At 68.8% G+C, this 21939-nt stretch carries 17 protein-coding genes and 1 pseudogene; 9 read left to right on the top strand and 9 right to left on the bottom strand.

Going from position 1 to position 21939, the window contains the following annotated elements:
* Positions 1 to 27: 27 nt before the first annotated feature.
* Genes MNOD_RS37330 through MNOD_RS37320 form a run of 3 tightly spaced genes read left to right on the top strand, consistent with a single transcriptional unit; the run spans position 28 to position 4741 of the window.
* Positions 28 to 2076, top strand: a complete 2049-nt coding sequence (locus MNOD_RS37330; RefSeq protein WP_015934131.1) for a hydantoinase/oxoprolinase family protein — start codon at positions 28 to 30, stop codon at positions 2074 to 2076.
* On the top strand, positions 2073 to 4088 hold the full coding sequence (locus MNOD_RS37325) for a hydantoinase B/oxoprolinase family protein (RefSeq protein WP_015934130.1): 2016 nt from the start codon (positions 2073 to 2075) through the stop codon (positions 4086 to 4088). The genes MNOD_RS37330 and MNOD_RS37325 overlap by 4 nt, the downstream gene beginning before the upstream one ends.
* Positions 4089 to 4126: 38 nt before the next feature.
* Positions 4127 to 4741: a helix-turn-helix domain-containing protein gene (locus tag MNOD_RS37320; protein WP_015934129.1), complete on the top strand. Its 615-nt coding sequence runs from the start codon at positions 4127 to 4129 to the stop codon at positions 4739 to 4741.
* Between the two features lie 191 nt (positions 4742 to 4932).
* Here the strand turns inward: MNOD_RS37320 and hglS are convergent, their stop codons facing one another.
* The 3 genes from hglS to amaB form a co-directional block, all read right to left on the bottom strand.
* The gene (gene hglS / locus MNOD_RS37315; RefSeq protein ID WP_015934128.1) at positions 4933 to 6327 is read right to left on the bottom strand and encodes a 2-oxoadipate dioxygenase/decarboxylase HglS; all 1395 of its coding nucleotides are present in this window, start codon (positions 6325 to 6327) and stop codon (positions 4933 to 4935) included.
* 122 nt (positions 6328 to 6449) lie between these two features.
* A complete protein-coding gene (locus MNOD_RS37310; protein WP_015934127.1) occupies positions 6450 to 7679 on the bottom strand; it encodes a pyridoxal phosphate-dependent aminotransferase in 1230 nt (409 codons plus the stop codon).
* The gene (amaB, locus tag MNOD_RS37305; RefSeq protein ID WP_015934126.1) at positions 7676 to 9244 is read right to left on the bottom strand and encodes an L-piperidine-6-carboxylate dehydrogenase; all 1569 of its coding nucleotides are present in this window, start codon (positions 9242 to 9244) and stop codon (positions 7676 to 7678) included. Before amaB ends, MNOD_RS37310 begins: the two co-directional genes overlap by 4 nt.
* Positions 9245 to 9282: 38 nt before the next feature.
* Here amaB and MNOD_RS37300 point away from each other — a divergent pair, with 38 nt between their 5' ends.
* Complete coding sequence (locus MNOD_RS37300; RefSeq protein ID WP_244424866.1) at positions 9283 to 10296, top strand: LysR family transcriptional regulator; 1014 nt, start codon at positions 9283 to 9285, stop codon at positions 10294 to 10296.
* Between the two features lie 582 nt (positions 10297 to 10878).
* On the opposite strand, the gene MNOD_RS37295 is transcribed toward MNOD_RS37300, so the two are convergent.
* The gene (locus MNOD_RS37295; protein WP_015934124.1) at positions 10879 to 11940 is read right to left on the bottom strand and encodes a tyrosine-type recombinase/integrase; all 1062 of its coding nucleotides are present in this window, start codon (positions 11938 to 11940) and stop codon (positions 10879 to 10881) included.
* A gap of 174 nt (positions 11941 to 12114) precedes the next feature.
* On the opposite strand from MNOD_RS37295, the gene MNOD_RS37290 reads away from it, so the two are divergent.
* Together MNOD_RS37290 and MNOD_RS47535 are read left to right on the top strand one after the other, a co-directional pair.
* Entirely contained in the window at positions 12115 to 13350 is a 1236-nt protein-coding gene (locus MNOD_RS37290; protein ID WP_015934123.1) for an RHE_PE00001 family protein, read from the top strand.
* Between the two features lie 250 nt (positions 13351 to 13600).
* Positions 13601 to 13765: pseudogene (locus MNOD_RS47535) on the top strand (DDE-type integrase/transposase/recombinase); the annotation flags it as partial.
* An 89-nt stretch (positions 13766 to 13854) separates the two neighbouring features.
* Here MNOD_RS47535 and MNOD_RS37285 read toward each other — a convergent pair.
* From MNOD_RS37285 to MNOD_RS42145, 4 genes are all read right to left on the bottom strand, one after another.
* The gene (locus MNOD_RS37285) at positions 13855 to 14313 is read right to left on the bottom strand and encodes a ParB N-terminal domain-containing protein (RefSeq protein WP_015934122.1); all 459 of its coding nucleotides are present in this window, start codon (positions 14311 to 14313) and stop codon (positions 13855 to 13857) included.
* Positions 14314 to 14479: 166 nt separating this feature from the next.
* Complete coding sequence (locus tag MNOD_RS42150; protein ID WP_157091795.1) at positions 14480 to 15151, bottom strand: GntR family transcriptional regulator; 672 nt, start codon at positions 15149 to 15151, stop codon at positions 14480 to 14482.
* A 249-nt stretch (positions 15152 to 15400) separates the two neighbouring features.
* Positions 15401 to 16708, bottom strand: a complete 1308-nt coding sequence (locus tag MNOD_RS37275) for an MFS transporter (RefSeq protein WP_050783607.1) — start codon at positions 16706 to 16708, stop codon at positions 15401 to 15403.
* Positions 16705 to 17094, bottom strand: coding sequence for a GNAT family N-acetyltransferase (locus MNOD_RS42145; protein ID WP_050783594.1), 390 nt, complete (start codon positions 17092 to 17094; stop codon positions 16705 to 16707). Before MNOD_RS42145 ends, MNOD_RS37275 begins: the two co-directional genes overlap by 4 nt.
* Before the next feature lie 650 nt (positions 17095 to 17744).
* Between MNOD_RS42145 and MNOD_RS37265 the strand changes: the two genes are divergently transcribed.
* Positions 17745 to 18446, top strand: coding sequence for an IS6 family transposase (locus MNOD_RS37265; protein WP_015934119.1), 702 nt, complete (start codon positions 17745 to 17747; stop codon positions 18444 to 18446).
* Positions 18447 to 18840: 394 nt separating this feature from the next.
* Here the strand turns inward: MNOD_RS37265 and MNOD_RS37260 are convergent, their stop codons facing one another.
* Positions 18841 to 19866: a LysR family transcriptional regulator gene (locus MNOD_RS37260; RefSeq protein ID WP_015934117.1), complete on the bottom strand. Its 1026-nt coding sequence runs from the start codon at positions 19864 to 19866 to the stop codon at positions 18841 to 18843.
* A 112-nt stretch (positions 19867 to 19978) separates the two neighbouring features.
* On the opposite strand from MNOD_RS37260, the gene MNOD_RS37255 reads away from it, so the two are divergent.
* Both MNOD_RS37255 and MNOD_RS37250 read left to right on the top strand, forming a co-directional pair.
* Positions 19979 to 21214 (top strand): ABC transporter substrate-binding protein, encoded by a 1236-nt coding sequence (locus MNOD_RS37255; RefSeq protein ID WP_015934116.1) that lies wholly within the window; start codon positions 19979 to 19981, stop codon positions 21212 to 21214.
* Positions 21215 to 21216: 2 nt separating this feature from the next.
* Positions 21217 to 21939 (top strand): nitroreductase, encoded by a 723-nt coding sequence (locus tag MNOD_RS37250; RefSeq protein ID WP_015934115.1) that lies wholly within the window; start codon positions 21217 to 21219, stop codon positions 21937 to 21939.

The following is a 21939-nucleotide window of genomic DNA, read 5'->3' as shown; positions in this document are numbered from 1 at the left end:
CAATCGGACGAACGCCTGGAGACGACAATGGGTTATCGCGTAGGAGTGGATATCGGCGGATCCTTCACGGACTTCGCGCTGTTCGACGAGGCGACGCAGAGCCTCAGGACGCTCAAGGTCTTCTCGCGGCCGGACGAGCCCGGCGCCGAGGTGATGGAGGGCGTGCACCTCGTCGGAGAGCGCTACGGCATCGCGCCCTCCGACATCAGCTACTTCACCCACGGGACGACGGTGGGGATCAACACCGTCATTCAGCGCAAGGGCCTGAGGCTGGCCCTGTTCACGACCGAGAACTTCCGGGACGTGCTCGAGCTGGCGCGCCTCAAGATCCCGGACATGTACAACCTCCTCTCGAAGCGGCCCGAGCCGCTGATCACCCGGGACCGGGTCTTCGGGATCGCCGAGCGGCTCAACGCCGACGGCAGCGTGCAGCGGCCGATCGACGAGGCGAGCGTCGGCGAGGCGGTCGCCGCGGCCCGCGCGGCGGGCGCCGAGGGCATCGTCGTCGCGTTCCTGCACGCCTACCGCAACCCGGTCCACGAGCAGGCCGCCAAGGCGGTGATCGCCCGGCTCGCGCCGGATGTCCCGGTCTTCCTGTCGAGCGAGACCTGGCCGATTGTGCGCGAGTACGAGCGCACCATCACGGCGGTGATCGGCGCCTACGTGCAGCCGCGGGTCGCCCACTATCTCGGCTCGCTCCAGGCCGCCCTCAAGACTGCCGGCGTCGACGCCGAGCCGCGGCTGACCAAGTCGAACGGCGGCGTGATGACCGCCGAGCAGGGCAAGAGCGAATGCGTGCAGATGATCCTCTCGGGCACCGCCTCGGGGGTCATTGGCGCCGCCTACGTCGCCGAGACCTGCGGCGTGAAGCACTGCATGAGCCTCGACATCGGCGGCACCTCGGCCGATGTCGCCGTGATCATCGACGGCCAGCCGCAATACGGCATCGGTGAGCTGATCGGCGACTTCCAGATCTACATCCAGTCGGTCTCGGTTTCATCGATCGGCGAGGGTGGCGGCTCGATCGCCTGGATCGACGCGCAGGGCGTGCTCAAGGTCGGCCCCGAGAGCGCCGGCTCGCGGCCAGGTCCCGCCTGCTACGGACGCGGCGGCACGCGCCCCACGATCACGGATGCCTTCGCGGCGCTCGGCCTCGTCGGCCTCGCCGAGATCGGCTACTCGGCCGTGACGATCGACCGGGAGAAGGCGCGGGCCGCGGTCGCCACCCTGGCCACGCCGCTCGGGCGCACGATCGAGGAGACCGCCGAGGCCATCATCCGGATCGCGGTCTCGGGCATGTACACCGACACCAGCGCCCTGGTCTCTCGCTTCGGGATCGACCCGCGCGACTTCTCCTGCCTCGCCTTCGGCGGCGCGGGGCCGATGATGGCCTGCTTTCTCGCCCGCGAGCTCAACATGCGCGACGTGCTGGTGCCGCCGACGCCGGGAGTTCTCTCGGCCCTCGGCGGCCTGATCGCCGACATCAAGAGCGACTTCATCAAGACGCTCTACACCGACCTCGTCCCGGATCTCGGCGGGACGATCCGCGCGGAGTTCGCGGACCTCGAAGCGCAGGCCGTGTCCTGGCTGCGTGACGACCAGGGTTATGCGGGCGACTACACCCTGAGCCACTCGGCGGAGCTGCGCTACAAGGGGCAGTCCTTCGAGCTCGACACGAAGATCCCGGCCGGTCCGGCCTCGGCCGGCGACGTCGCCGCCATCGCGGAGGCGTTCCACGCCGAGCATCAGCGCGTCTACGGGCATTGCGACCGCCGCGCCGCGGTCCAGATCATGGCTCTGCGCCTCATCATCAGCGGCGGAACGGCGAAGCCCGGCTTCCTGCGCCAGCCCCTCGTCGAGGGTGTCGCCACTCCCCTGCGCCACGCCGAGGTCTGGCTCGACGGTGCGATGCGCTCGGTCGGCGTCTTCCACCGGGCCGATCTGAAGCCCGGCCAGAGCTTCGCCGGCCCAGCCGTGGTGACCCAGGACGACTGCACCACCGTCGTGCCGCCGGGCATGGCGGTCCGGGTCGACGAGTACACCAATCTGCGCATTGCTCAGGAGGCCGCGCGATGAACCTCGACATGACCGCCCTTCAGGTCCTCGCCAATTACTGCGCCGCGGCCGCCGAGAGCATGGGCTGGACGCTGATGCGGACGGCCTACTCGACCTTCGTCAAGGAGACCGAGGACTTCTCCTGCCAGGTGCTGACCCGCGACGGCCTCACCGTCGCTTCGCCCAAGACCTTCGGGGCGACCTGGTACACGGGCCTCGATTACGGGGATCTGATCCGCCTCTTCGACTATGAGGAGGGCGACATCTGCATCACGAGCGACCCCTACGCGGGCTACGTCGCCACCCACACGCCGGACATCCACATGTGGAAGCCGGTGTTCCGGGACGGCCGGATCGTCTGCTTCGTGGGCTGCCACATCCACAACACCGATGTCGGCGGCGCCGTGCCGGCGACTCTGTCGCGCACGAACACCGAGATCCACCAGGAGGGCTTGCGCATCCCGCCGATGCGCCTCATGCGCCACGGCGTCCTCAACGCGGATCTCCTCGCGCTCATCGCCAACAACGTGCGCCTGCCCGAGCAGAACCACGGCGACCTCAATGCCCAGATTGCCTGCGTCAACGTCGGCGAGCGCAAGATCCACGAGATCATCGACCGCTTCGGCGCGGACGACTTCGTGACCGGCCTCGACGACCTCCTCGAATATGCCGACAACCAGGCCCGGGCGGTGATCCGGACGATCCCGGACGGCGAGTACGCCTTCGCCGACTATGCCGACGAGGATCAGACCGGCGGCTACCCGGTGCGGATCGCCGCCACGCTCAAGGTCCACGGCGACACGCTGACGGTGGATTTCACCGGCAGCGACCCGCAGCTCGCCTCGGCCCTCAACATGCCAACCGGGGGCAAGGAGCGGCACGCGCTCGCCACCGTCGGCACCGTCTATGCGCTCTACTGCCTCGACCCGACGATGATGCTCAATGCCGGCCTGATGCGGCCGACGCGGGTGATCCTGCCCGAGGGCACGGTGATGAACGCAGTGATGCCAGCGGCGGTCGGCATGCGGAGCCTCCTGTGCAACCTGGCGCAGACGGTGGTCATCGGCGCGTTCTGCCGGGCGGTGCCCGAGCGCCTGCCCGCGTCGCCCGGCAGCGCCGTCAGCATCATGAACGTGAAGACGACGACGAAGGGCGGCCGCACGGTAATGGCCTCGATCGGCCCGGTGGGCGGCGGGGCCGGCGGCGGCCCGTTCGCGGACGGCTCGGAGGGGTGCGGCGCCAACATGTCGTTCCTGAAGAACACGCCCGTCGAGATCAACGAGGCGGAGGTCCCGATCACGATCCGCCGCTACGGGCTCGTGCCCGACACCGGCGGGCCGGGCCTTTACCGCGGCGGCACGGCTCTGGAGATGGAGTTCCAGCTCCACGCGCCGCAATCCATGGTGACGGCGCGCAACCGCGACCGCTCCGTCTTCTCGGCTTGGGGGCTCGCCGGCGGGCGGGCCGGGACGGTCTCGCGCTTCGCCCGGAATCCTGGCAGCGAGACCTGCACGGAGCTGGGCTCGCAGGACGTCGTCGTCTGCGAGCCCGGTGACGTCATCCTGATTCAGGGGCCGGGGGCGGGCGGTTACGGCGATCCGCTGGAGCGCCCGCCGGAGGCCGTCCTCTCGGATGTCCGGCGCGGGCTCGTGTCGCGGGCGCGGGCGGAGACGGATTACGGCGTCGTGATCGGCCCCGACCTGACGCTCGACGCCGCGGCAACCGCCGCCTTGCGCGAGCGCGGGCGCTCCGAGGCTCCTTGCCCCGAATTCGGCTTCGGCGAGGGGCGGCTGGCGTTCGAGCGCGTCTGGACCCGCGACCGCTACGCGGCCCTCACCGCCATCCTGGCCGAGGTCCCGGTCAGCTGGCGCTTCTTCGTGAAGCACCAGATCTTCGCGGACCTGAAGCAGCGGGGGGAGGCCGCCCAGGGCGGGGCCGCGGACGTCTACCGCGCCTACGAGGCGGTCGCGGCTCGCTTCTCGGATCTTCCCCGGGTACAGGCTCTACCCCAAGTGGTGCAGTCCGCCGCCTGAGCGTCGGACTTTATCGGCGAGCACAGACGGCTGTCACGATGGATGTTGTCCTCGACCCTGACCCGCGCGAAGGCCGCGCGGGTGGCAACGCAGAGCAGAGTCTCGGCCAGCGGCTCAGGGAGCTGCGCCGGAGCCGGAAGCTGACGCTCCAGCAGGTTAGCGACCGGAGCGGCATCAGCCTATCGAGCCTGTCGAAGATCGAGCGCGACGAACTCTCGCCGACGGTCACGACCCTCGAGCGGATCGCAGCCGGGTACGAGATCGACTCGGCGGCGATCTTCGGCGGGCGGGAGGCGGTGCATCGCGCCCCCGGCCGCCGCTCGATCACGCGGGCGGATGGCGGCCGCTCGATGCCGACGGGAACCTGCGACAATGTCTGGCTGTGCCCCGAGCTCAGCCACAAGCTCATGACGCCGATCCTCACGACCGTGACCGCGCGCTCCCTCGAGGATTACACCGAGTGGGCGCGCTACGAGGCCGAGGTGTTCATGTACGTGCTGAGCGGCAGCGTCATCGTCCACAGCCAGATCTACGAGCCGACGCGGCTCGCCACCGGCGAGTCGATGTATTACGACGCGAGTACGCCGCATCTCTGGGTCACGGAGTCGAAAGATCCCGCGAAGGTCCTGTGGCTTTACGCAACCTATCGTTGAGATGATCCGCCGATCCGCCTGAGAGCCTGCGTGTTTCGTGCCGCCCCCGGGCGGCACGCCGTCGGCTAGAGCAGGATCCGATCACGTTGCAATCGGATCCTGCTCCAGATCTTTGTTTTTTGACGCATTTTCTGCGACGAACCGGCATCCACTTCGTCGGAAAATGCTCTCCCCCGACTCCGCTTCCTGCCCTACGCGGCGCCTCGCATGGAGGCGGCGAGCGCCGCCCGGACCGCCGCGATGCTGGCGCGCTCGGCCGCGGCGTAGAGCGCGTCCTCGTCGGTGACGGTCGCGCCCAGGTCCCTCTCGAAGGCCGCCCTAGCTGCGCGCCGGGTGTGGTTGCGCTGGCCTTCGTCGCCGAGGTTCGACGCGAAGATGCCCGCCGCGCTCACCGGCAGGAAGTCCTCGTAGGTGATCGGCTCCGCTCCGACGAAGCCGGAGGCGACGAGGGTGTCCAGGTCGGCCTCCGCGGGCGCACCGGGCTTGCCGGTCGGCGCGTAGCGGAAATAGGCGAGCCCCTCGCTGCGCAGCGTGGCTTCGTCGTCGGGGAAGGCCCGGAATACCTCGGCCAGCGCCGCGCTGTAATCGGCGGCGTTGGAGCCGTCCGGCTTGACCTGGACGCGGTCGCGAACCTCCGTGAGCAGACGATCGTAGAGCGCGCGCCCCTTCGGGGTGAGGGCGACGCCCCGCTGCTCGATCTCGCCGAACCGGGCGGTGTGGGTCCCGTTCTCGGCGGTGCCGCTGCTGCGGAAGCGGATGGGTTCCTGCAGGGCGCGGAAGCTCGTCTGCCGCAGGAGGATCGGCACCCTGCGGCGCGGCGGCCCCTCGATGACGGCCTTCGGCGTAATGCCTTTGCCCGGCATACCGTCCTGTACAGCGTCGATGTCGAGCGTGCGGGGGGTGAGATGGTTGATGTGCGGTCCCTTGAAGCAGACGATGTCGGCGACGAGGGGGTGCACCTTGCGCAGGCGGGCATAGACTTCAGCCGGCACGGTCGCCTCGCTTTGCCAGCGGAAGGTCTCCAGCGCCTCGGCCACGAAGGCGTCAGCCTCGGCCGCGTCGAGTCCTCCGTCCCGCTCGGCCAGCGCGATCAGGTCGAGGCAGCCCGAGGTGAAGATCGACCTGCTCCCCAGGATCTCGGCCGCCTCCCGGCGCAGGGTCTCGTCCGGCAAGAGGTCGAGACGCAGGAGCGAGGTGAAGACGCGGAAGGGGTTACGCCGCAGCGCCTCCGCATCGACCGGCCTGAAGGCGGTGGAGTGGACCGGGACACCGGCGACGGAGAGGTCGTAGTAGCCGACCGGCACCATGCCCATGACGGCGAAGAGCCGCCGCATCGTGGCGAGTTCCGCCGCGGTGCCGACGCGGATGGCGCCGTGGCGCTCGAGCTCGAGCCGCTCGATCTCGTCGTTGTCTCGCAGGCGGCGGTCGAGGAGGGCGTCGCCGCGGCGGACATCGAGGTTCACCGTGCGAACCAGGTCCATGAGGGTGCCGTATTGCGGTACCTCCGCGCGGTACATGTCCGACATCGCGCGGGAAAATCTCGTCCGCACGAGGTCGGGACTCACGATGGTCTTGTTCGCGCTCACGTCAGATCTCCTCGCCTTCGAAGCGTCCCACCGCCCGTGCCGGTCCCAGCGCGGCCGTTCCGGCGCACCGGCCGGCTCGCGCCACGCCCGATCGCGTGGCACGGCATGTCCTCTCGCGGTCTTCAGGCCAGAGCCGCGCAGGCGGTGCGGATCCGCCCGCAGGCCTCGGTCAGCTCGGCTTCCGACGTCGCGTAGGAGATGCGAAAGAAGCCGGCGAGACCGAAGCACGACCCCGGCACCACTGCCACGTCGGCCGACTCGAGCAGGTGGCGGCAAAAGGCGCGGTCGTCCTCCAGCACCGTCCCGTCGGGCGTCGTTCTCCCGAGCAGGCCGGCGCAGTTCGCGAACGTGTAGAATGCGCCTTCGGGCCTACGGCACGAGAGGCCCGGCATCGCGTTCAGCGCCTCGACCACGAGGTCGCGGCGGCGCTGGAACGCCACTCTCCGGTCGGAGATGCTCGCCTGGTCGCCGACGAGAGCCTCGAGCGCGGCCGCCTGGCTGATGGAGCTCGGACAGGAGGTCGACTGGCTCTGCACCGTGGCCATGGCCTGGATGAGCGCCTTGGGTCCCGCACCGTAACCGATGCGCCAGCCCGTCATCGCGTAGGCCTTGGATACGCCGTTCACGGTGAGCGTGCGCAACCTGAGCTGCGGCGCCGCGGATGCGGGCGTGGCGAAGCGGCGCCCGTCGTACAGGATGTGTTCGTACATGTCGTCCGACATCAGCCAGACGTGCGGATGGCGGTCGAGGACCTCGGCAAGCCCGACGAGGTCGTCCGCCGTGTAGGCCGACCCCGTCGGGTTCGAGGGTGAGTTGAGAAGAAGCCAGCGGGTCCGGGGGCCGATCGCCCGCTCCAGAGCCTGCGGGGTCAACCGGAACCCATCCGTCTCCGCGCAGGGAACGATGATTGGGACGCCGCCGCAGATGGCGACGATATCGGCATAGCTCGTCCAGAACGGCGCCGGGATCACGACCTCGTCGCCGGGATCGAGGCTCGCCATGAAGGCGTTGTAGAGGACCTGCTTCGCCCCGGTCCCGCAGGTGATCTCGTCTAGCGCGTAGTCGAGGCCGTTGTCGCGACGGAATTTTTCCCGGACGGCAGCCTTCAGCTCGGGCGCGCCGTCGAGGATCGTGTACTTCGTGCGGCCCTCGCGCATGGCGCGAGCCGCCGCCGTCTTGACAGGTTCAGGCGTGTCAAAGTCGGGCTCGCCGGCGCCCAGCACGATCACCGGACGCCCCGCACGCTTGCGGGCGCTCGCCTCCGCGGTGATCCTGAGGATCTCGGAGACCTCGATCGAGGCGAGACGGGCGGCCGGCCGAAAGACCGGCCCGGTCTGGAGGGGCGCGTTCATGCCTTCGCCGAGCCCTCGTCCGCGATCTCGAACTTGACCCCCTGCGCCAGCGGCATCGCCCGGCCATAATTGATGGCCGTCGTCTGGCGGCGCATGTAGGCCTTCCAGGCGTCCGAGCCGGATTCACGCCCGCCGCCCGTCTCCTTCTCGCCGCCGAAGGCGCCCCCGATCTCAGCCCCGGAGGAGCCCATGTTCACATTGGCGATGCCGCAATCGGAGCCGGTCGCCGACAGGAAGCGGCTCGTCTCACGCATGTCGTTGGAGAAGATCGAGGACGAGAGCCCCTGCGGCACGCCGTTCTGGAGATCGAGCGCTTCGTCAAAGCTGCGGACACGCATCACGTACAGGATCGGCGCGAAGGTCTCGTGCAGCATCGGCCCGACCTGCGCCGGCATCTCGACGAGGGCCGGGCGGACGTAGAAGCCGCCGGGCGCGACGCCGTGCGTGTGGCGCCCGCCGCCATGCACGATTCCGCCCACCTCCCTCGCCTCCGCGAGCGCCCGCTCCATCCCGGTATACGCCGCCTCGTCGATCAGCGGCCCAACCAGGGCGTCACCCTCAAGCGGGTTGCCGACCGAGACCGACGCGTAGACCTGCTTCAGGCGCGGCACGAGCGCGTCGTACACGCTGTCGTGGACGAAGAGGCGGCGCAGGGTCGTGCAACGCTGGCCGGCGGTGCCCATGGCCGCGAAAGCGATGGCGCAGAGCGCCAGGTCGAGGTCCGCCGACGGGCAGACGATCGAGGCGTTGTTGCCGCCGAGTTCCAGGATTGCCCGGGCGAAGCGGGCCGCGACGCGCTGGCCCACCACCCGGCCCATCGCGGTCGAGCCCGTGGCCGAGACGACCGGCACGCGTTGGTCGTCGACCAGCACCTCGCCGACGTCGCGACCACCGAGGATCAACGTTGAAAGACCCTCCGGTGCCTCGGGGAAGCGCGCGATCACGCGCTCGGCCAAGGCCTGAACGGCGATGGCAGTGAGCGGCGTCTTCTCCGAGGGCTTCCAAACCACGCTGTCGCCGCACACGAAGGCGAGTGCCGCATTCCAGGACCACACCGCCACGGGGAAATTGAAGGCCGAGATGACGCCGACGATCCCGGCCGGGTGCCATTGTTCCATCAGGGAATGATCGGCCCGCTCGGACCCCATGGTCAGCCCGTAGAGCTGGCGCGAGAGGCCGACGGCGAAATCGCAGATGTCGATCATCTCCTGGACCTCACCCAGGCCCTCGGAGACGATCTTGCCGACCTCGATGGTGACGAGCCGACCGAGCGCTGCCTTATTGGCCCGCAGCTCCTCGCCGAGGAGCCGCACTAACTCGCCCCGCCGCGGCGCCGGCACTTGGCGCCAAGCCAAGAAGGCATCGTGCGCCCGTCCGATTGCCGCGCGAGCCTCGTCCGGCGAGGTCTCCTGGACCCGGACGATCAGCTCACCCGTGAGCGGCGAACGGACGATGCACGACCCTTCCGCCTGGCGCGGAAGCTCGGCGCCGAACGACTCGAGCAGCGCGGCGACCTCGTCGGCAAGCGGATGCGCGACGGGAGCGGCTTCGACGGCCTGGGACATCGTAATCTCGCGGATGGTGTCCCGAACGGGACGGCGGGGTGAGCCTTCGGCCCGTCGGGGCGATTTTGCAAAGGAGACTTCTTCACCAGTGCATGACGATTTGGAATAAGAGGTCCATGGCGACGTCACGCACCCGAATGCCCTCGTTCCAGGAGCTCACCGCCTTCGAGGCGGCCGGCCGTCACGGCAGCTTCACGCGGGCCGCCGACGAACTCGCCCTGACTCAGGGGGCGATCAGCAAGCAGATCCGGCAGCTCGAGACCACGCTTGAGACGGTGCTGTTCGAGCGCGCCAAGGGACGCGTCATGCTCACCGCCGCCGGCCGCGCCCTGCTGCCGACCGTCGGGCGCCTCCTCCAGGACTACGTCACCGCGGCCCATTCCGTGATGGCGTCCGCCGGCAGCGAGGTGACGCTCAAGCTCGCCGTCCTGCCGACCTTCGCCACCCGCTGGCTCATTCCCCGTCTGCCGAGGTTCCTGGCGTCACACCCGCACATCACGATCAACCTCGTGACCGAGCCGGAACCCTTCGATCTCATGGCACAGTCCGTCGACGCCGCGATTCATTTTGGGGCTCCAAACTGGGCTCAAGCGGACTGCATCAGGCTCTGCGACGAGGCCGTGGTCGCGGTCTCGGGGCCAGCCTACGCGGAGCGCTATGCTCTGAACTGCCCCGCCGACCTCGTGCGCGCGACGCTCCTGCAGCAGGCCAGCCGTCCCGGCCTGTGGCGGGACTGGTTCGCGGCGATGGGGTTCGTCCACCCATTTCCTTTTCGAGGACCGCTCTTCGATCAGTTCGCGATGACAATCGAGGCTGCGAAGGTCGGAATTGGTATCGCGCTCCTTCCGTCCTTCTTGGTCGAGCAGGAACTCGCCGATGGCAGCCTCATCCAGATCGCGGCGCCACTTCTCACGGGATCGGGGTCGTACTACATTGTTGTTCCTATCGATCGAAGGCGGGAATTCACCATCGTATCCTTTGTGGATTGGCTTGTCGCTGAAGCGGCCACCTCAGCATCAGGGCGATCCAAAAATTTGTTGACTGAAATATAATATAATTTCTGATATTAATATGTATAATATTAATAAGGGTACTTTGATATATAATATTATGACTTTGGTTGCACGATTGATCACCATGCCATCATCAACTGCTCGCTCTGACATAAGCAACGCAAGGGGCGGCTGATGTCAGAAAACTACGCCATGAAATCATATGTCCGAAAACTGCTCGCAACCGGACGTTCTCGACACGCCCCGCGAATGTCCGCGAGGGGTCATGACCAGCCCTGCTTGCCCACGTGCCCCGACATTGAAAGCTACGATGCATGTCAGTCTGCCCTAGCTTGCACGACGGCGGCTTTCTAGCCCGTCTTATTCGCGAGGGCCTGGACGATGCGGTGTTTCGAGGTGTCGGCGTGCGCTGGCGGGCGCCCTCGATGACGCCTCCAGTCGCCGTTTGATCGAGATAGGGCTGGAGGAACAGGAGCGGGTAGGTGGGGGCGTCGCAGCCCCGTGGCTCAGGCGGAAGCTGGGCGGAGCACGCCTGCCAGATGGCGCACCAACGCCGCTTCAGGAGAGGCGGCCGCTGCGCGCTGAGCCCGTCGACGCGGTGAGCGGGCCACTCCCCCTCACTCAAGCTCGATTTTGCAGCGTCGCGAGCTTGCGGGCGGCGCCCCGTTGGGCTCTCAGCCGCTCGCCGTAGCGGGCCGGCATGGCGGGCGTCTTCCACGAGCCCGCCTGCATGACCTCGAGCAACTCGAACCCGGCCGCGAACATGTCCTGGGTCGCCCCGACCCGGGTCGAGTGCCCCGACGGGGGACGCGCGAGCTTCACGCCCGCGGCCAGCGCGATCTCGCGGTAGAGCCGATGCACCTCCGCGTCGCCCAACGCCGCGGCCCCGACCCGACCACCCTTCGTCACCGGCCGGAACAGCGGCCCGCTCGTCAGCCCGGCTGCCTCCAGCCACGCGGACACATGCCCGACCGTGTCCGGCGCCAGGTACTTGACTGCGCCTTCGCCCTCCTGGTCGGTCTTGGTCCGCCGCACCAGGATCGTGCCCGAGCCGTCCTCCACGCGCTCGAGATCCTCGATGAGCAGCGACACCAGTTCCGAGCGCCGCAGCAGCGTATCGTAGGCCACGGCCATCAGCGCGGCATTGCGCAGCGCGATCAGCGGCACCTCCCGATCGCCCTCGGCCACGCGCCGGTGCAGCCGCTCGGGGGTCTTCACGGCGAGCATGCGGTCGATGCTGGGCCGGTTGAGCGGCTCGGCCTGCTTCTGGCGGCGGCCCTTGGCCCGGCTCATGCGCTTGACCGCCAGCCGCACGCGCTCGTCCGTGCACGGGTTGGGCAGACCGGCCGCGCGGTGGAGCATGGCGATCGAGGAGCGGTAGCGCTCGACCGTGGCGCGCGACTTCCGCGCGGCCTGGGCGTCGATGAAGTCGGCGACCGTCTGCGGCGCGGCGGGCAGGACGGAGCGGCCGTGCGCGCGGCACCACGCGGCAAAGATGCGGCTGTCGGCGGCAAGCGCCCGCAGCGTGTTGGGGGCGAAGGCGCCCTGGGCGGCGCGGGCGTAGGCCTCGAGCCGCTCCAGCAGCGCGGGTCCGGGCGGCAGGGCCGCGGCGAGCGGGACGGGGAGGGCGAAGGATGAGCCGTGGGGCGGCGCGGGGGCGGGATCGGCGGGGTCGAACTCCATGGCCGCAGCGTAGCCGTACGATCCTCAACAATCCACCCATTCCCGACGATAGCTGGTATTATCGGGGGTGATTTCGAGGGCGTTTGGAGAGGCGTTTCGGGGCCGCAAGCGCCCCCTCCCAAGTGAACCAAGTGATAGTGCGATTCACTTGGTTCACGTATCATCAACCACGTTGTGAGAAGCCCTTACGCCGTCGACAAACTCTTCACCGCCGCGACCTGGCGCCGGCTCGCCGGTCCGGCCGAGCGCGCGGCCGAGGCGCTCCTGCGCCTGGACGAGCGCCTCGCCCGCACGGAGCCGGCCCTCGCCGACGGCGTGAGGGCGCGCGCGCACTTCGTCGACGCCCAGGCTGCCCTCGGGCTCGAGGGTCGGCTCGTGCTCATGGAGGACCTCGTCCTGCACGACGCCGCCATGCCCGTGCGCCGGCCGACCCCGGAGCTCGGTCGGGCCGCGCACATCCTCGCGACCCGCCGCCGGATCGCCGCGGCCCGCCCGGACTGGCCCTTCGCGCGCGAGGGCTGGTCCGCCCTGTTCGGAGCCGCGGGACGCGATCCCGACGGAACGGAAGCACCGCTCGGGAGCCCATCGACGGAGACGCCGCGCCGCGGTGACGCCACCGAGCCGCAACCCTGGGCCAGGCCGCGCTTCGGGCAGGATTCGTTCGACGACGAGGACGACGGGGCCACCAGCTCAGGTGATGAGGATGAGCTCTGGACAGCGGACGAAGCCAGCGATTCGGCCTTCGCGGACATCGACCAGCTGCTCGCCCGCAGCCGGCGCACCCTCGCCGAGTTCAACGACCTGACCACGGATGAGGGCCGGGCTGTGCTTCGGGTGCGCGATCCGCAGTACGGGGAAGCCGAACGGCTGGCGGCCTGGCGGCGGATCGCCCTCAAGGACGTGCAGGAGCTGCCGACGGTTCTCGCGGCCGCGGTCGCGCTCGACGCCTGGTTCGCCCTGGACCCGTCCGAGCGCCAGCCCTTCCTCGGCCCCCTCCTCGCGGCCGCCCTCCTCCATCAGCGCGGGACGGCGCGCCATCACCTCCCTGCCCTCGCGCTCGGCCTGCGCGAGAGCCGGACGCGGTGGCTGACGGTGCACCCCGCGCCCGAGCGCCTCGGCGCGATCCTGCGTGCCGTTGAGGCGGCGGCACACGCCGCCGGCCGCGACCTCGACCGGCTGAGCCTCGCCCGCGAACTGATGCTTCGCCGGGCGCAGGCCAAGCGCCGCACCTCGCGGCTGCCGCAGCTCGTGGAGGTGTTCCTGGCGAGCCCGCTGGTCACGGTCCAGAGCGCGGCCCAGCGGCTGGGAACCTCAGCCCAGGCGATCGAGGCCATGCTGGCCGATCTCGGCCCGGCCTGCCCGCGCGAGCTGACCGGGCGCAGGCGCTACCGGGCCTGGGGCATCGTGTGAGGCGCATGCACCGCAGAGCATGAACCTGTTCCTGATCAGATGGCTGATGCGCAAGCACAAGAGGCTGGCAGGCCACAAGACACGGGCTGCCAAGACGCTCGGGCAGATGGCGCAACAGCAGCCGCGGGCATTCGTTCATTGGTCGCTGGGTTATCTGTCATAGGCTGGTGATAGGAGCCGGATGAGTCGAGAGGCTCCCGTCCGGTTCTGAGAGGGGCCGGAGGTGAAATCCCTCCGGCCTACTCACCCCTACGTGGCGACCTGGGCCGGGTTCGTCTACGTGGCCTTCGTGATCGACGCGTTCGCTCGGCGCATGGTCGGCTGGCGGGTGTCTCGGACCGCCCATGCTGGCTTCGTGCTGGATGCCCTGGAGCAGGCGCTGCGCGAGCGCCGCCCTGTCGTAGGACGCGGACTCCGCCCGCTACCAGGGCGGCCACTTCGCCACGGCGCGCATGCCGGAAGATACCGCCTGAGACAACTGCGCGCCCGTGGCGGAGCCCGCGCTCAGTGTCCCGTCCTGAGCTGCGCGAGAGGGACGAGGCATTCGGAAATCGGGAACTCCGTCGAGTGCCGGCTCGTCTTGGGCGGCAGCAGGGGTCCGCGGATGGCCGCGTGCATCACGGCGGACCGATCGACATGACGATCCTCACGCCAGCTCCCGACCCGGATGTAGCGGTGATCGTAGTCGACGACCGCGCACGGCACGACGCTCAGCTGGAGCCGTTCCGATGCGGCATGCCGGTGGTGGCCGTCCAAGATCACGTGATGTCGGCTCTCCACGAGCAGTGGGTGCGTCCAGACATCCCTCTCCCTGATCCGCCCGAACAGCCGATCCACGTGGAGCGCATCTGTCCTCTCGTGCGGGATCAGGGCGCGGACCGGCAGGAGCCGCAGCGTCCACCACCGGTCATCCTCGCCCTCCCGGCGTACGTCCACAGGTTCGAAGGCGGTCTCGATGGGCATGGGCCAAACTCCCTCGTCCGTTGGGTAGGTTGTGGGGGACTTCGCGCGTGTTCCGCGCGGCCAACGGAGGCGCCGTGCCCTGGTGACCGGCGCCCCGGTTCGACGCGGGCAGCGGACGCACCCGACGCCGCGTCGGACCGTCCGCTCCCGCACACCGGCGTCGCGCCTAAAGGAAGAAGTGCTTCAGAGCGCGCACATTCACCTCCTTCACCAGTGTAGGAAGTCGCTCTATCGTGCCTACAAGTAAGATCTTTAGTTCAAATACCGCTAAATCTGGATTCTTTTCCCGAAGGTGACCGATCAAGCGGGAGACGTTTGCGAATACCATGCGCGCGGTTCCAGCATCCTCCAGATCCAATAGGCGGATATACCGAGTGTGATCATTGAACGTCTGCATCAACGCGAGTGCAGCGGTGTTGCCGGCGAGGCCCGCGATGCGTTCCAGAAGCTGCCCGACGAAGACCGACTGCGACAGAGCGAGGTGCTGCTTGGAGGCGACGTCTCCCACCCCCCCAATCTTCGGAACTGCGGGCTCCTCAAGACCGCGCATCGTGAAATGCGCGATGCCCTTCTCGACGGCATAGCGGCTGACCATGAAGGCCAATTCGTACCGGTCAGAGAGTTCGCTCAGGTCGAGTGGCTTGGTGTAGAAGCCCTTGTGCGGCACCGACACAATCAGGCCCTCGACGCTGAGGCGGATGAGAGCCTCGCGCACCGGGGTGGCGCTGATCTTCAGCCGGTCGGCGAGGTCCCGGGCCCGAAGTTGCTGGCCCGGGTGGAACGCGTGTTGGAGGACAAGATCCTTGAGGCGGGAGTGGGCGTCCCGCATCGCGGTCATCGCGTCATCTTCTCTACAGGTCGGACCCGGTATGATCAGCCTGTCTTGGATTTGGCCATTGACGATCACTGGCCGTGTCTCCGTCAGTTCCGAAGCTTTATGCTTCGGAAATTCCGAGCTTGGCAGTCAGATTACCTTGCGAGAGGAAACCTGTCAATATAGGTTGTATATGTCCCTAAACTGACATCTGTAAATGGAATTTTCGCCGCGGCAGCCGCCGAGGCGCTGAATCACGGCACTGTGCGGCCGCTACTGGCGGGGCGGCGCGTCCGTCCCGGATCCGGCCGCCGACCGGCCGGAGAGCACGATCGCGGCGGCCAAAGCCTGCATGAGGACCATCATCAGGAGGGGAGCGGTGCTGCCCCGCGAGAGGTCCCGCAACAGGCCGAGGATCGCCGGCGCGAAAGCGTAGGACGTCTGGTTGGCGGCCGTCACGAGGGCCATGACGCGAGGGGCGTCCGTCGGGGTGAATTCGACGCCCGCGATCTGCGGCGGGAGCGAGAGTTGGCTGCCGACCCCGATCCCGAAAAGCACGCAGCCCGCGAGCAGGAGGACGAGCGACTGCGTCCCCGCGGCGACGAGGGCGAGGGTTCCCACGGCCTGCAGGGTAAAGTTCCCGCTCGCGACGATGCGCCAGTCCGATCGCGCGGGCAGCAGCATCCCGACCAGCGTCCGTCCGGCGATTGCGCAGGCGGTGACTAGGCTCACGGCCACGCTCGCCCAGTCCTCTCCGAGCATCGGCGCCGCGACGAGGACGAGCGTGACGATGATCCCGATCTGGGCGAATAGCCCCAGCGAGAACGCCGCGGACAACGTCAGGAAGCGGCGATCGGTCAAGGCCGCGGCGCCGGCCGGGAGGGCCGGCTGCCGGGCCGCTGGCTCGGCGCGCGCCTCGGCGGCTTGCACGGCGGCGCCGTCGGGAAGCAGCCCGAGGCTCTCGGGCGTCGGCCGCAGGAACCGGCCTGCGCACCACCACAGGCTGCCCGTCATCGCGGCCCCCATGACGACGGCCGCGCCGAGGAGATCCAGCCGGACGATCAGGAACTGCCACAGGGGCGCGAAGACGATGCCCCCGACGCTCGCGCCGTTGAATGCCGCGCCGAGCGCGGCCGGGCGCAGCCGCCTGAACCACGGCGAGACCATCGCGTTGATTGCCGCGCCGCTCGTCAGGGCGAACCCCGTCCCGGTCAGGAGCGCCGCCGGAAAGAGCTGCCAGGGCGCGGCCGCGAGCGCCCAGCCCAGCATCCCGGCCGAAGCGGACGCGGCGCCCAGGCGCGTGACGGCGACGAGCCCCAGGCGCACGTGCAGGCGCGCGATCTGGCTGACGATGCCGGCGCTGACCAGGAAGTGCGCGGTGACCGCGGCCGAGGTTAGGGACACCGGCCATCCGTGCTTGAGGTGGAGCGCGGCGAGGAAGATCGACGGGCCGTAGAAGCCCACGCCCCACGCGAAGGTTGCGACCACGAAGGCGCAGACCACCACCCACCAGCCGAAATATACCTGCCTCGGACTGCGCGCGACCCCGAGGAGAGCCGAGAGGCGCGTCGCGCGACTCACGTCCGCGCCCCGCGCCGCCACAGCAGCACCCACAGTTCCGTCCGCTTGCGGAACCCGAGGCGCCCGTAGAGCGGTCGCGCGCCGTTCGCCGCGTAGACGTGGAGGAAGGGCACGTCGCCGCGCCGGTGCGCGGCCCGGGCGAGGCTCGCCGTCACCGCGGCGCCGAGGCCGCGCCCGCGCGCCTCGGGAGAGACCGCGATCGCGCTCAGTTCGACGTGTCCGTCCAGCCGGAAGCGCTCGCCGCCCATCGCGACGAGCCGGCCCGTCCGCGCGTCACGGACGCCGACGTAGCGGCCGAGCACGGGGGTCCGGCGCGCGAAGGGACCGGGTCGCGCGGCCTCGACGAGGGCGAGGATGTCGCCCTCGTCGGGGCGGTCCGAGCACAACCACCTCGTCCTCCGCCGGAAGGGGCTCCGGCAAGTTCGCGGCCGGCATGACCATCTGGAGGATCGGATGGGCGCCGACCGTGTGCCAGCCGGCCGGAGGCGCTTCCTCGCGGGGACGGAACAGGCGCACGTCGCCGGGCGGCAGATCGATCATGAGATCCGACAGGGCCGCCTCGCTCGCCTCCCTGACCGCCGAGTACGGCGCCACGTCCCGGGGGTAGTGGCGCGCGAGGCCGCGCCCCGAGGCGAGCGTGGCGTGAGGCCCGGTCAGGGCATGCCATGCGGGATTATCGAGTTGATCGCTCATCGAGCCGTCCCATTGAGTGTTGTCTCTGCTCCGGCGCTCCCGCGGGCATGCCGGCCGCGGGATGATAGGCGCGGACCGTCGCACGACGCTTCGGAGCCGGCCGAAGCGTGGCGTTCGCCCCCGCGCGCCGGACCGGCCGCGTCACGCCGTCCGCTGCAGGGGCTGCCCGAGCGACGCGAGCAGGCCGCGGGCGCACAGGCTCTCGGTCACGCGACCGGCCTTCACGGCGATCATGCTGAAGGAGTTCGACGCGCCCAGTCCGTGCGAGGCTTCCGCGGCGGGCTTGTCACGTTGCCGAGCAGCCCAGCTTGCGGCGACTGATCTTGCACCGTAGCCGGAGGGGATGAACGCGCCTTCCTACGCCGGCTACCGCTTCCCGTCCGACATCATCCAGCGGGCCGTCTGGATGTATCTGCGCTTCACCCTCAGCTACCGCGATGTCGAGGAACTCCTGGCCGAGCGCGGCATCAGCGTCGCCTACGAGAGCATCCGGCGCTGGGTGCTCAGCTTCGGTCCCGCTATCGCGCGTCGGCTGCGCGCCTCTCGCCCGAAGCCACACGGACGTTGGCACCTGGACGAGGTGTTCGTGCAGATCTCTGGCCGACAGATGTACCTGTGGCGGGCCGTGGATGCCGAAGGCGAGGTGCTGGACGTGCTGGTCCAGCCCAAGCGGGACAGGCGGGCTGCCCAGAAGCTGATGCGCAAGCTGCTGAAGAAGCAGGGCATGGCACCCGAGGCGTGGGTCACAGACAAGTGCCCGGCCTACGGTGCCGCCCTTCGTGAGATGAAGCTGAGCGGGGCTGAGCACGTCCAGCGAAAGCGGGCGAACAATCGGGCGGAGAGCTCGCATGTGCCGGTGCGACGACGGGACCGGAAGCAGCAAGGCTTCAAGTCAGCGCGCTCAGCTCAGCGGTTCTTGTCCATGCACGCGGCCACCTACAACACCTTCACTGTTCCCCGCCCCCTTGTCTCGGCTCCTACGCACCGGCTCTTGCGAGCCGAGGCGTTCGATATGTGGCGCAGTGCGGCCGGCGTCGCTGCCTGAAATGAGCCAGCCGGGTCTTATCGCGGCCAAGCGAGCCAACGTGACAAGCCCCTTGTCGGGAATGTCCGGTTGCGAGGGTTTTCCGGATGTTTGATTTCCTGACGCGGTTCCCTGATATCCGCCGTCACGCCGCGCTCTCGTGTCAGGCGCGTCAACAGAAACGGCCGCTCTGGCTGTAAGGAATCGGTCGTTTTCCCGCACAGCCTGGCACAGGCGGCGGGAGGGTTTCTCGAAATCGGAAGCGTCCGCACATCGGCGACGGCGCACGAGACTCATGCCGTCCTTGCGCCTCCGATCGCTCAAGGACGACAAGTTCGGTTCCGATCCGCAAATCTTCCTCAAGGCGAATGCTGCTTCTGCACCCTGCAGCGCCAGGACGGCCTCTTGTCGACGGTCAGGATTGATCTGTGGCTTGCCCAACCGCATCTGCGATGCCTCGACTGGCACGAAATAGTGCTTCCCGAAGCCACGCATGGGCCGGATCCTGCCTCCAACGCTCGTGCCAGACCATCTGCACGGCCATCGTACGGGGCTCCCAAGGCGGCATGGACACGCGCGCGACGCCGGCCGCCTCGAAGCCGTGCGCCAGCGACGCCGGCACGATCGCCACGCGTCGCGAGTCCGCGAGCAGGCTCGGCACCGCCAGGAAATGGGGTTGGAGGACGCTGAGGCGAGGCACCAGGCCCGCCGCCCTGAAGGCACGGTTGAGGGCGTCGCGGTCGAACATCTCGGTCTGCCGCGTCAGGCCGCGCTCGGAGAGGCGTCCGTCCGGCAGGCCGTCCTCGGTCCCGCCGACGGTGACCACCATCAGCGGGTCCCGCGCCAGCGTGCGGATGTCGGTCGCGCCTCCCGCTTCCGGATGATCGGGCGCGGTGACGAGGACGTCGCGGTCCTCGAACAGGGTTCGCGCATGCAGGCGGTGCGGGATCTGCGAGAAGATGCCCACGACGATGTCGATCTGGCCGAGATCGACCTGCATGGTCAGGTCGATCCGCGTCGCAGGACGGATCAGGATCGACGCGAGGGGCGCCTCCGTCTCGAAGGTCCGCATGAGGGCAGGAGCGACGACCGCGGTGATGTGGTCCGTGGCGGCAAGCCGGAACTGCCGCGTCGAGCTGGCCGGATCGAAGCGCTGCGGCCCGATCGCGCCTTCGATCGCCGTGAGGGCATCACGCACCTGCACGGCCATGGCCAGCGCCCGCGGGGTCGGCTCCATGCCCTGCACGGTCCGCACGAAGAGGTCGTCCCCGATCAGCGTCCGCAGGCGACGTAGGCCGTGGCTCACCGCCGACTGGCTCAGCCCGAGGGACTGGCCGGCCCGAGCGACGTGACGCTCCCGCATCACCGCGTCGAAGAGCCGGATCAGGTTCAGATCGAGCCGATTTAGGATGCTCGCGCGTGTCCCAGCGCCCCTCGTCATGATCGACCCCTCTGCGCGCGATGAACGAAGCTCATAATGAGATTGCCGAACTTGCACTTCCGCAAGTGCAGCCTGGCCAGGCATCGTTCCTCGTCCTCGAAGGGAACGCGCTATGCCGTTTTCGCCCGCTCTCGCCCAACGCTTCCTCAGGCGAGGATCGTTGGCCCTGACCGGCCTCTGGCTCGCTGTCTCGCCGGCCGTCGCGGAAGGCGGACCGCCCGTAAGGATCGGCGTGCTCACGGACCTCTCCTCGCTCTACGCGGACAACAGCGGCAACGGTTCGGTCGTCGCCGCGCGTATGGCGGTCGAGGATTTCGGAGGCCGCGTCCTCGGACGCCCAATCGAGGTGATCGCCGCCGACCATCAGAACAAGACGGATGTCGGCGCCGCGTTGGCGCGCCGCTGGCTCGACGCGGACGACGTCAAGGTGATCGCCGACGTGCCGAACTCCGCCATCGCGCTCGCGGTGCAGGATATTACCCGCGAGCGTCGCCGGTTCTTCCTTGCCTCGGGGGCGGCGACCTCCCGGCTGACCGGGGACGCCTGCTCGCCCACTGGCATCCACTGGACCTACGACACCTACGCCCTCGCCCAGGGTACGGCGCGCGCCGTGACCCGGCGCGGCGGCAAGTCCTGGTACTTTGTCACGGCGGACTACGCCCTCGGCACGCAGTTCGAAGAGGACGGCCGGCGCGTGATCCAGGCGGCGGGCGGTCGCGTGCTCGGCTCGGTGCGCCATTCCATCGGCAGCCCGGACTTCTCCTCCTACCTCCTGCAGGCGCAAGGCTCGGGGGCGCAGGTCGTCGGGCTGGCCGATGCGGGCGGCGATCTCATCCTCGCGCTGAAGCAGGCCGCCGAGTTCGGGGTGGTGCAGTCGGGCCAGACGCTGGCGGGCCTGCTCGTCTTCATCGCCGACATCCACGGCCTCGGCCTGCCGGCGGCCCAGGGCCTGATCCTGAGCACCGCCTTCTACTGGGACCTGAACGACGAGACCCGGGCATGGTCGCAGCGCTTCGTCGCGCGCACCAATAAGGTGCCGACCATGATCCACGCGGGTACTTTCGGTGCGGTGACGCACTACCTCAGGGCGATGGCCGCCGCGAACACGGACGACGGCCCGACGGGCGCGGCGCAGATGCGCAAGATGCCGGTCAACAACTTCATGACCCGTGACGGCCACATCCGCGAGGACGGGCCCCTCGTGCGCGACATCTACCTGATGCAGGTCAAATCCCCCGCCGAGAGCAAGACGCGCTTCGACTACTACAAGCTCCTGGAGACGATCCCGGGCGAGGAGGCGTTCCGGCTGATCTCGGCCGGCAACTGTCCGCTGGTCACACGGGGGTGAGAATGGCGAACCTCGATCTAGTCCAGGCGCTCGACGGTGTCATGAAAGGACGCTTCGCCACCCGCTTCTACATCGACCGGCCCGTCTCCCACGGCACGATCCGCGACATCCTCGATGCCGCGCGCTACGCGCCAAGCGGCGCCAACATCCAGCCCTGGCGGGTGTACGTGCTAGCAGGTGCAGTAAAGGCCGAGATCTGTCGCGACATCGTCGCGACGCACGCGGCCGAAGCAGCGCACCACGCCTCCGAGTACACCTACTACGCGCCGAGCCTCCCCGACCTGTACCAGAGCCGCAAGCAGGCCTTCGGCCGGATTTTCTACGGCTCGCTCGGCATAGCCCAAGACGACTTGCGCGGTCGGGCCGCGCAAACGGCCAAAAATTATGATTTCTTCGGCGCGCCGGTCGGCTTGATCTTTACGCTCGACCGCCGACTGGAAAAGGGCAGCTGGCTGGATCTCGGCATGTTCCTGCAGAACGTGATGCTGGCCGCCAAGGTGCGCGGCCTCGATACCTGTCCGCAGGAGACTCTGGCGAAGTACCACCGCGTGCTGCGCCGCCACCTCCCGATCGCGGCCGAGGATGTCGTCGTGTGCGGCATGGCGCTCGGTGTCTGCGACGCCGCCGCGGTCGCGACCCGCGGGGTCATGGAGCGCGCATCGGTCGAGGCGTTTGCGAGCTTCCACGGTTTCGAAGCGCCACGGGCGCATGACCAAGGAGAGTGA

This window comes from Methylobacterium nodulans ORS 2060 (assembly GCF_000022085.1).
In the GTDB taxonomy this organism is placed as follows: Bacteria; Pseudomonadota; Alphaproteobacteria; order Rhizobiales; family Beijerinckiaceae; genus Methylobacterium; species Methylobacterium nodulans.
The sequence above is the reverse complement of the archived record's forward strand: the minus strand, read 5'-3'. Positions and strand labels throughout refer to the sequence as shown.

What these genes read in the sequence shown, in the direction of transcription:
- MNOD_RS37330 (WP_015934131.1), top strand. Translation starts at nt 28, where the DNA reads ATGGGTTATCGCGTAGGAGTGGATATCGGCGGATCCTTCACGGACTTC.
- MNOD_RS37325 (WP_015934130.1), top strand. Translation starts at nt 2,073, where the DNA reads ATGAACCTCGACATGACCGCCCTTCAGGTCCTCGCCAATTACTGCGCC.
- MNOD_RS37320 (WP_015934129.1), top strand. Translation starts at nt 4,127, where the DNA reads ATGGATGTTGTCCTCGACCCTGACCCGCGCGAAGGCCGCGCGGGTGGC.
- MNOD_RS37310 (WP_015934127.1), bottom strand. Translation starts at nt 7,679, where the DNA reads ATGAACGCGCCCCTCCAGACCGGGCCGGTCTTTCGGCCGGCCGCCCGT.
- amaB (WP_015934126.1), bottom strand. Translation starts at nt 9,244, where the DNA reads ATGTCCCAGGCCGTCGAAGCCGCTCCCGTCGCGCATCCGCTTGCCGAC.
- MNOD_RS37295 (WP_015934124.1), bottom strand. Translation starts at nt 11,940, where the DNA reads ATGGAGTTCGACCCCGCCGATCCCGCCCCCGCGCCGCCCCACGGCTCA.
- MNOD_RS37285 (WP_015934122.1), bottom strand. Translation starts at nt 14,313, where the DNA reads ATGCCCATCGAGACCGCCTTCGAACCTGTGGACGTACGCCGGGAGGGC.
- MNOD_RS42150 (WP_157091795.1), bottom strand. Translation starts at nt 15,151, where the DNA reads ATGACCGCGATGCGGGACGCCCACTCCCGCCTCAAGGATCTTGTCCTC.
- MNOD_RS37265 (WP_015934119.1), top strand. Translation starts at nt 17,745, where the DNA reads ATGAACGCGCCTTCCTACGCCGGCTACCGCTTCCCGTCCGACATCATC.
- MNOD_RS37260 (WP_015934117.1), bottom strand. Translation starts at nt 19,866, where the DNA reads ATGACGAGGGGCGCTGGGACACGCGCGAGCATCCTAAATCGGCTCGAT.
- MNOD_RS37255 (WP_015934116.1), top strand. Translation starts at nt 19,979, where the DNA reads ATGCCGTTTTCGCCCGCTCTCGCCCAACGCTTCCTCAGGCGAGGATCG.
- MNOD_RS37250 (WP_015934115.1), top strand. Translation starts at nt 21,217, where the DNA reads ATGGCGAACCTCGATCTAGTCCAGGCGCTCGACGGTGTCATGAAAGGA.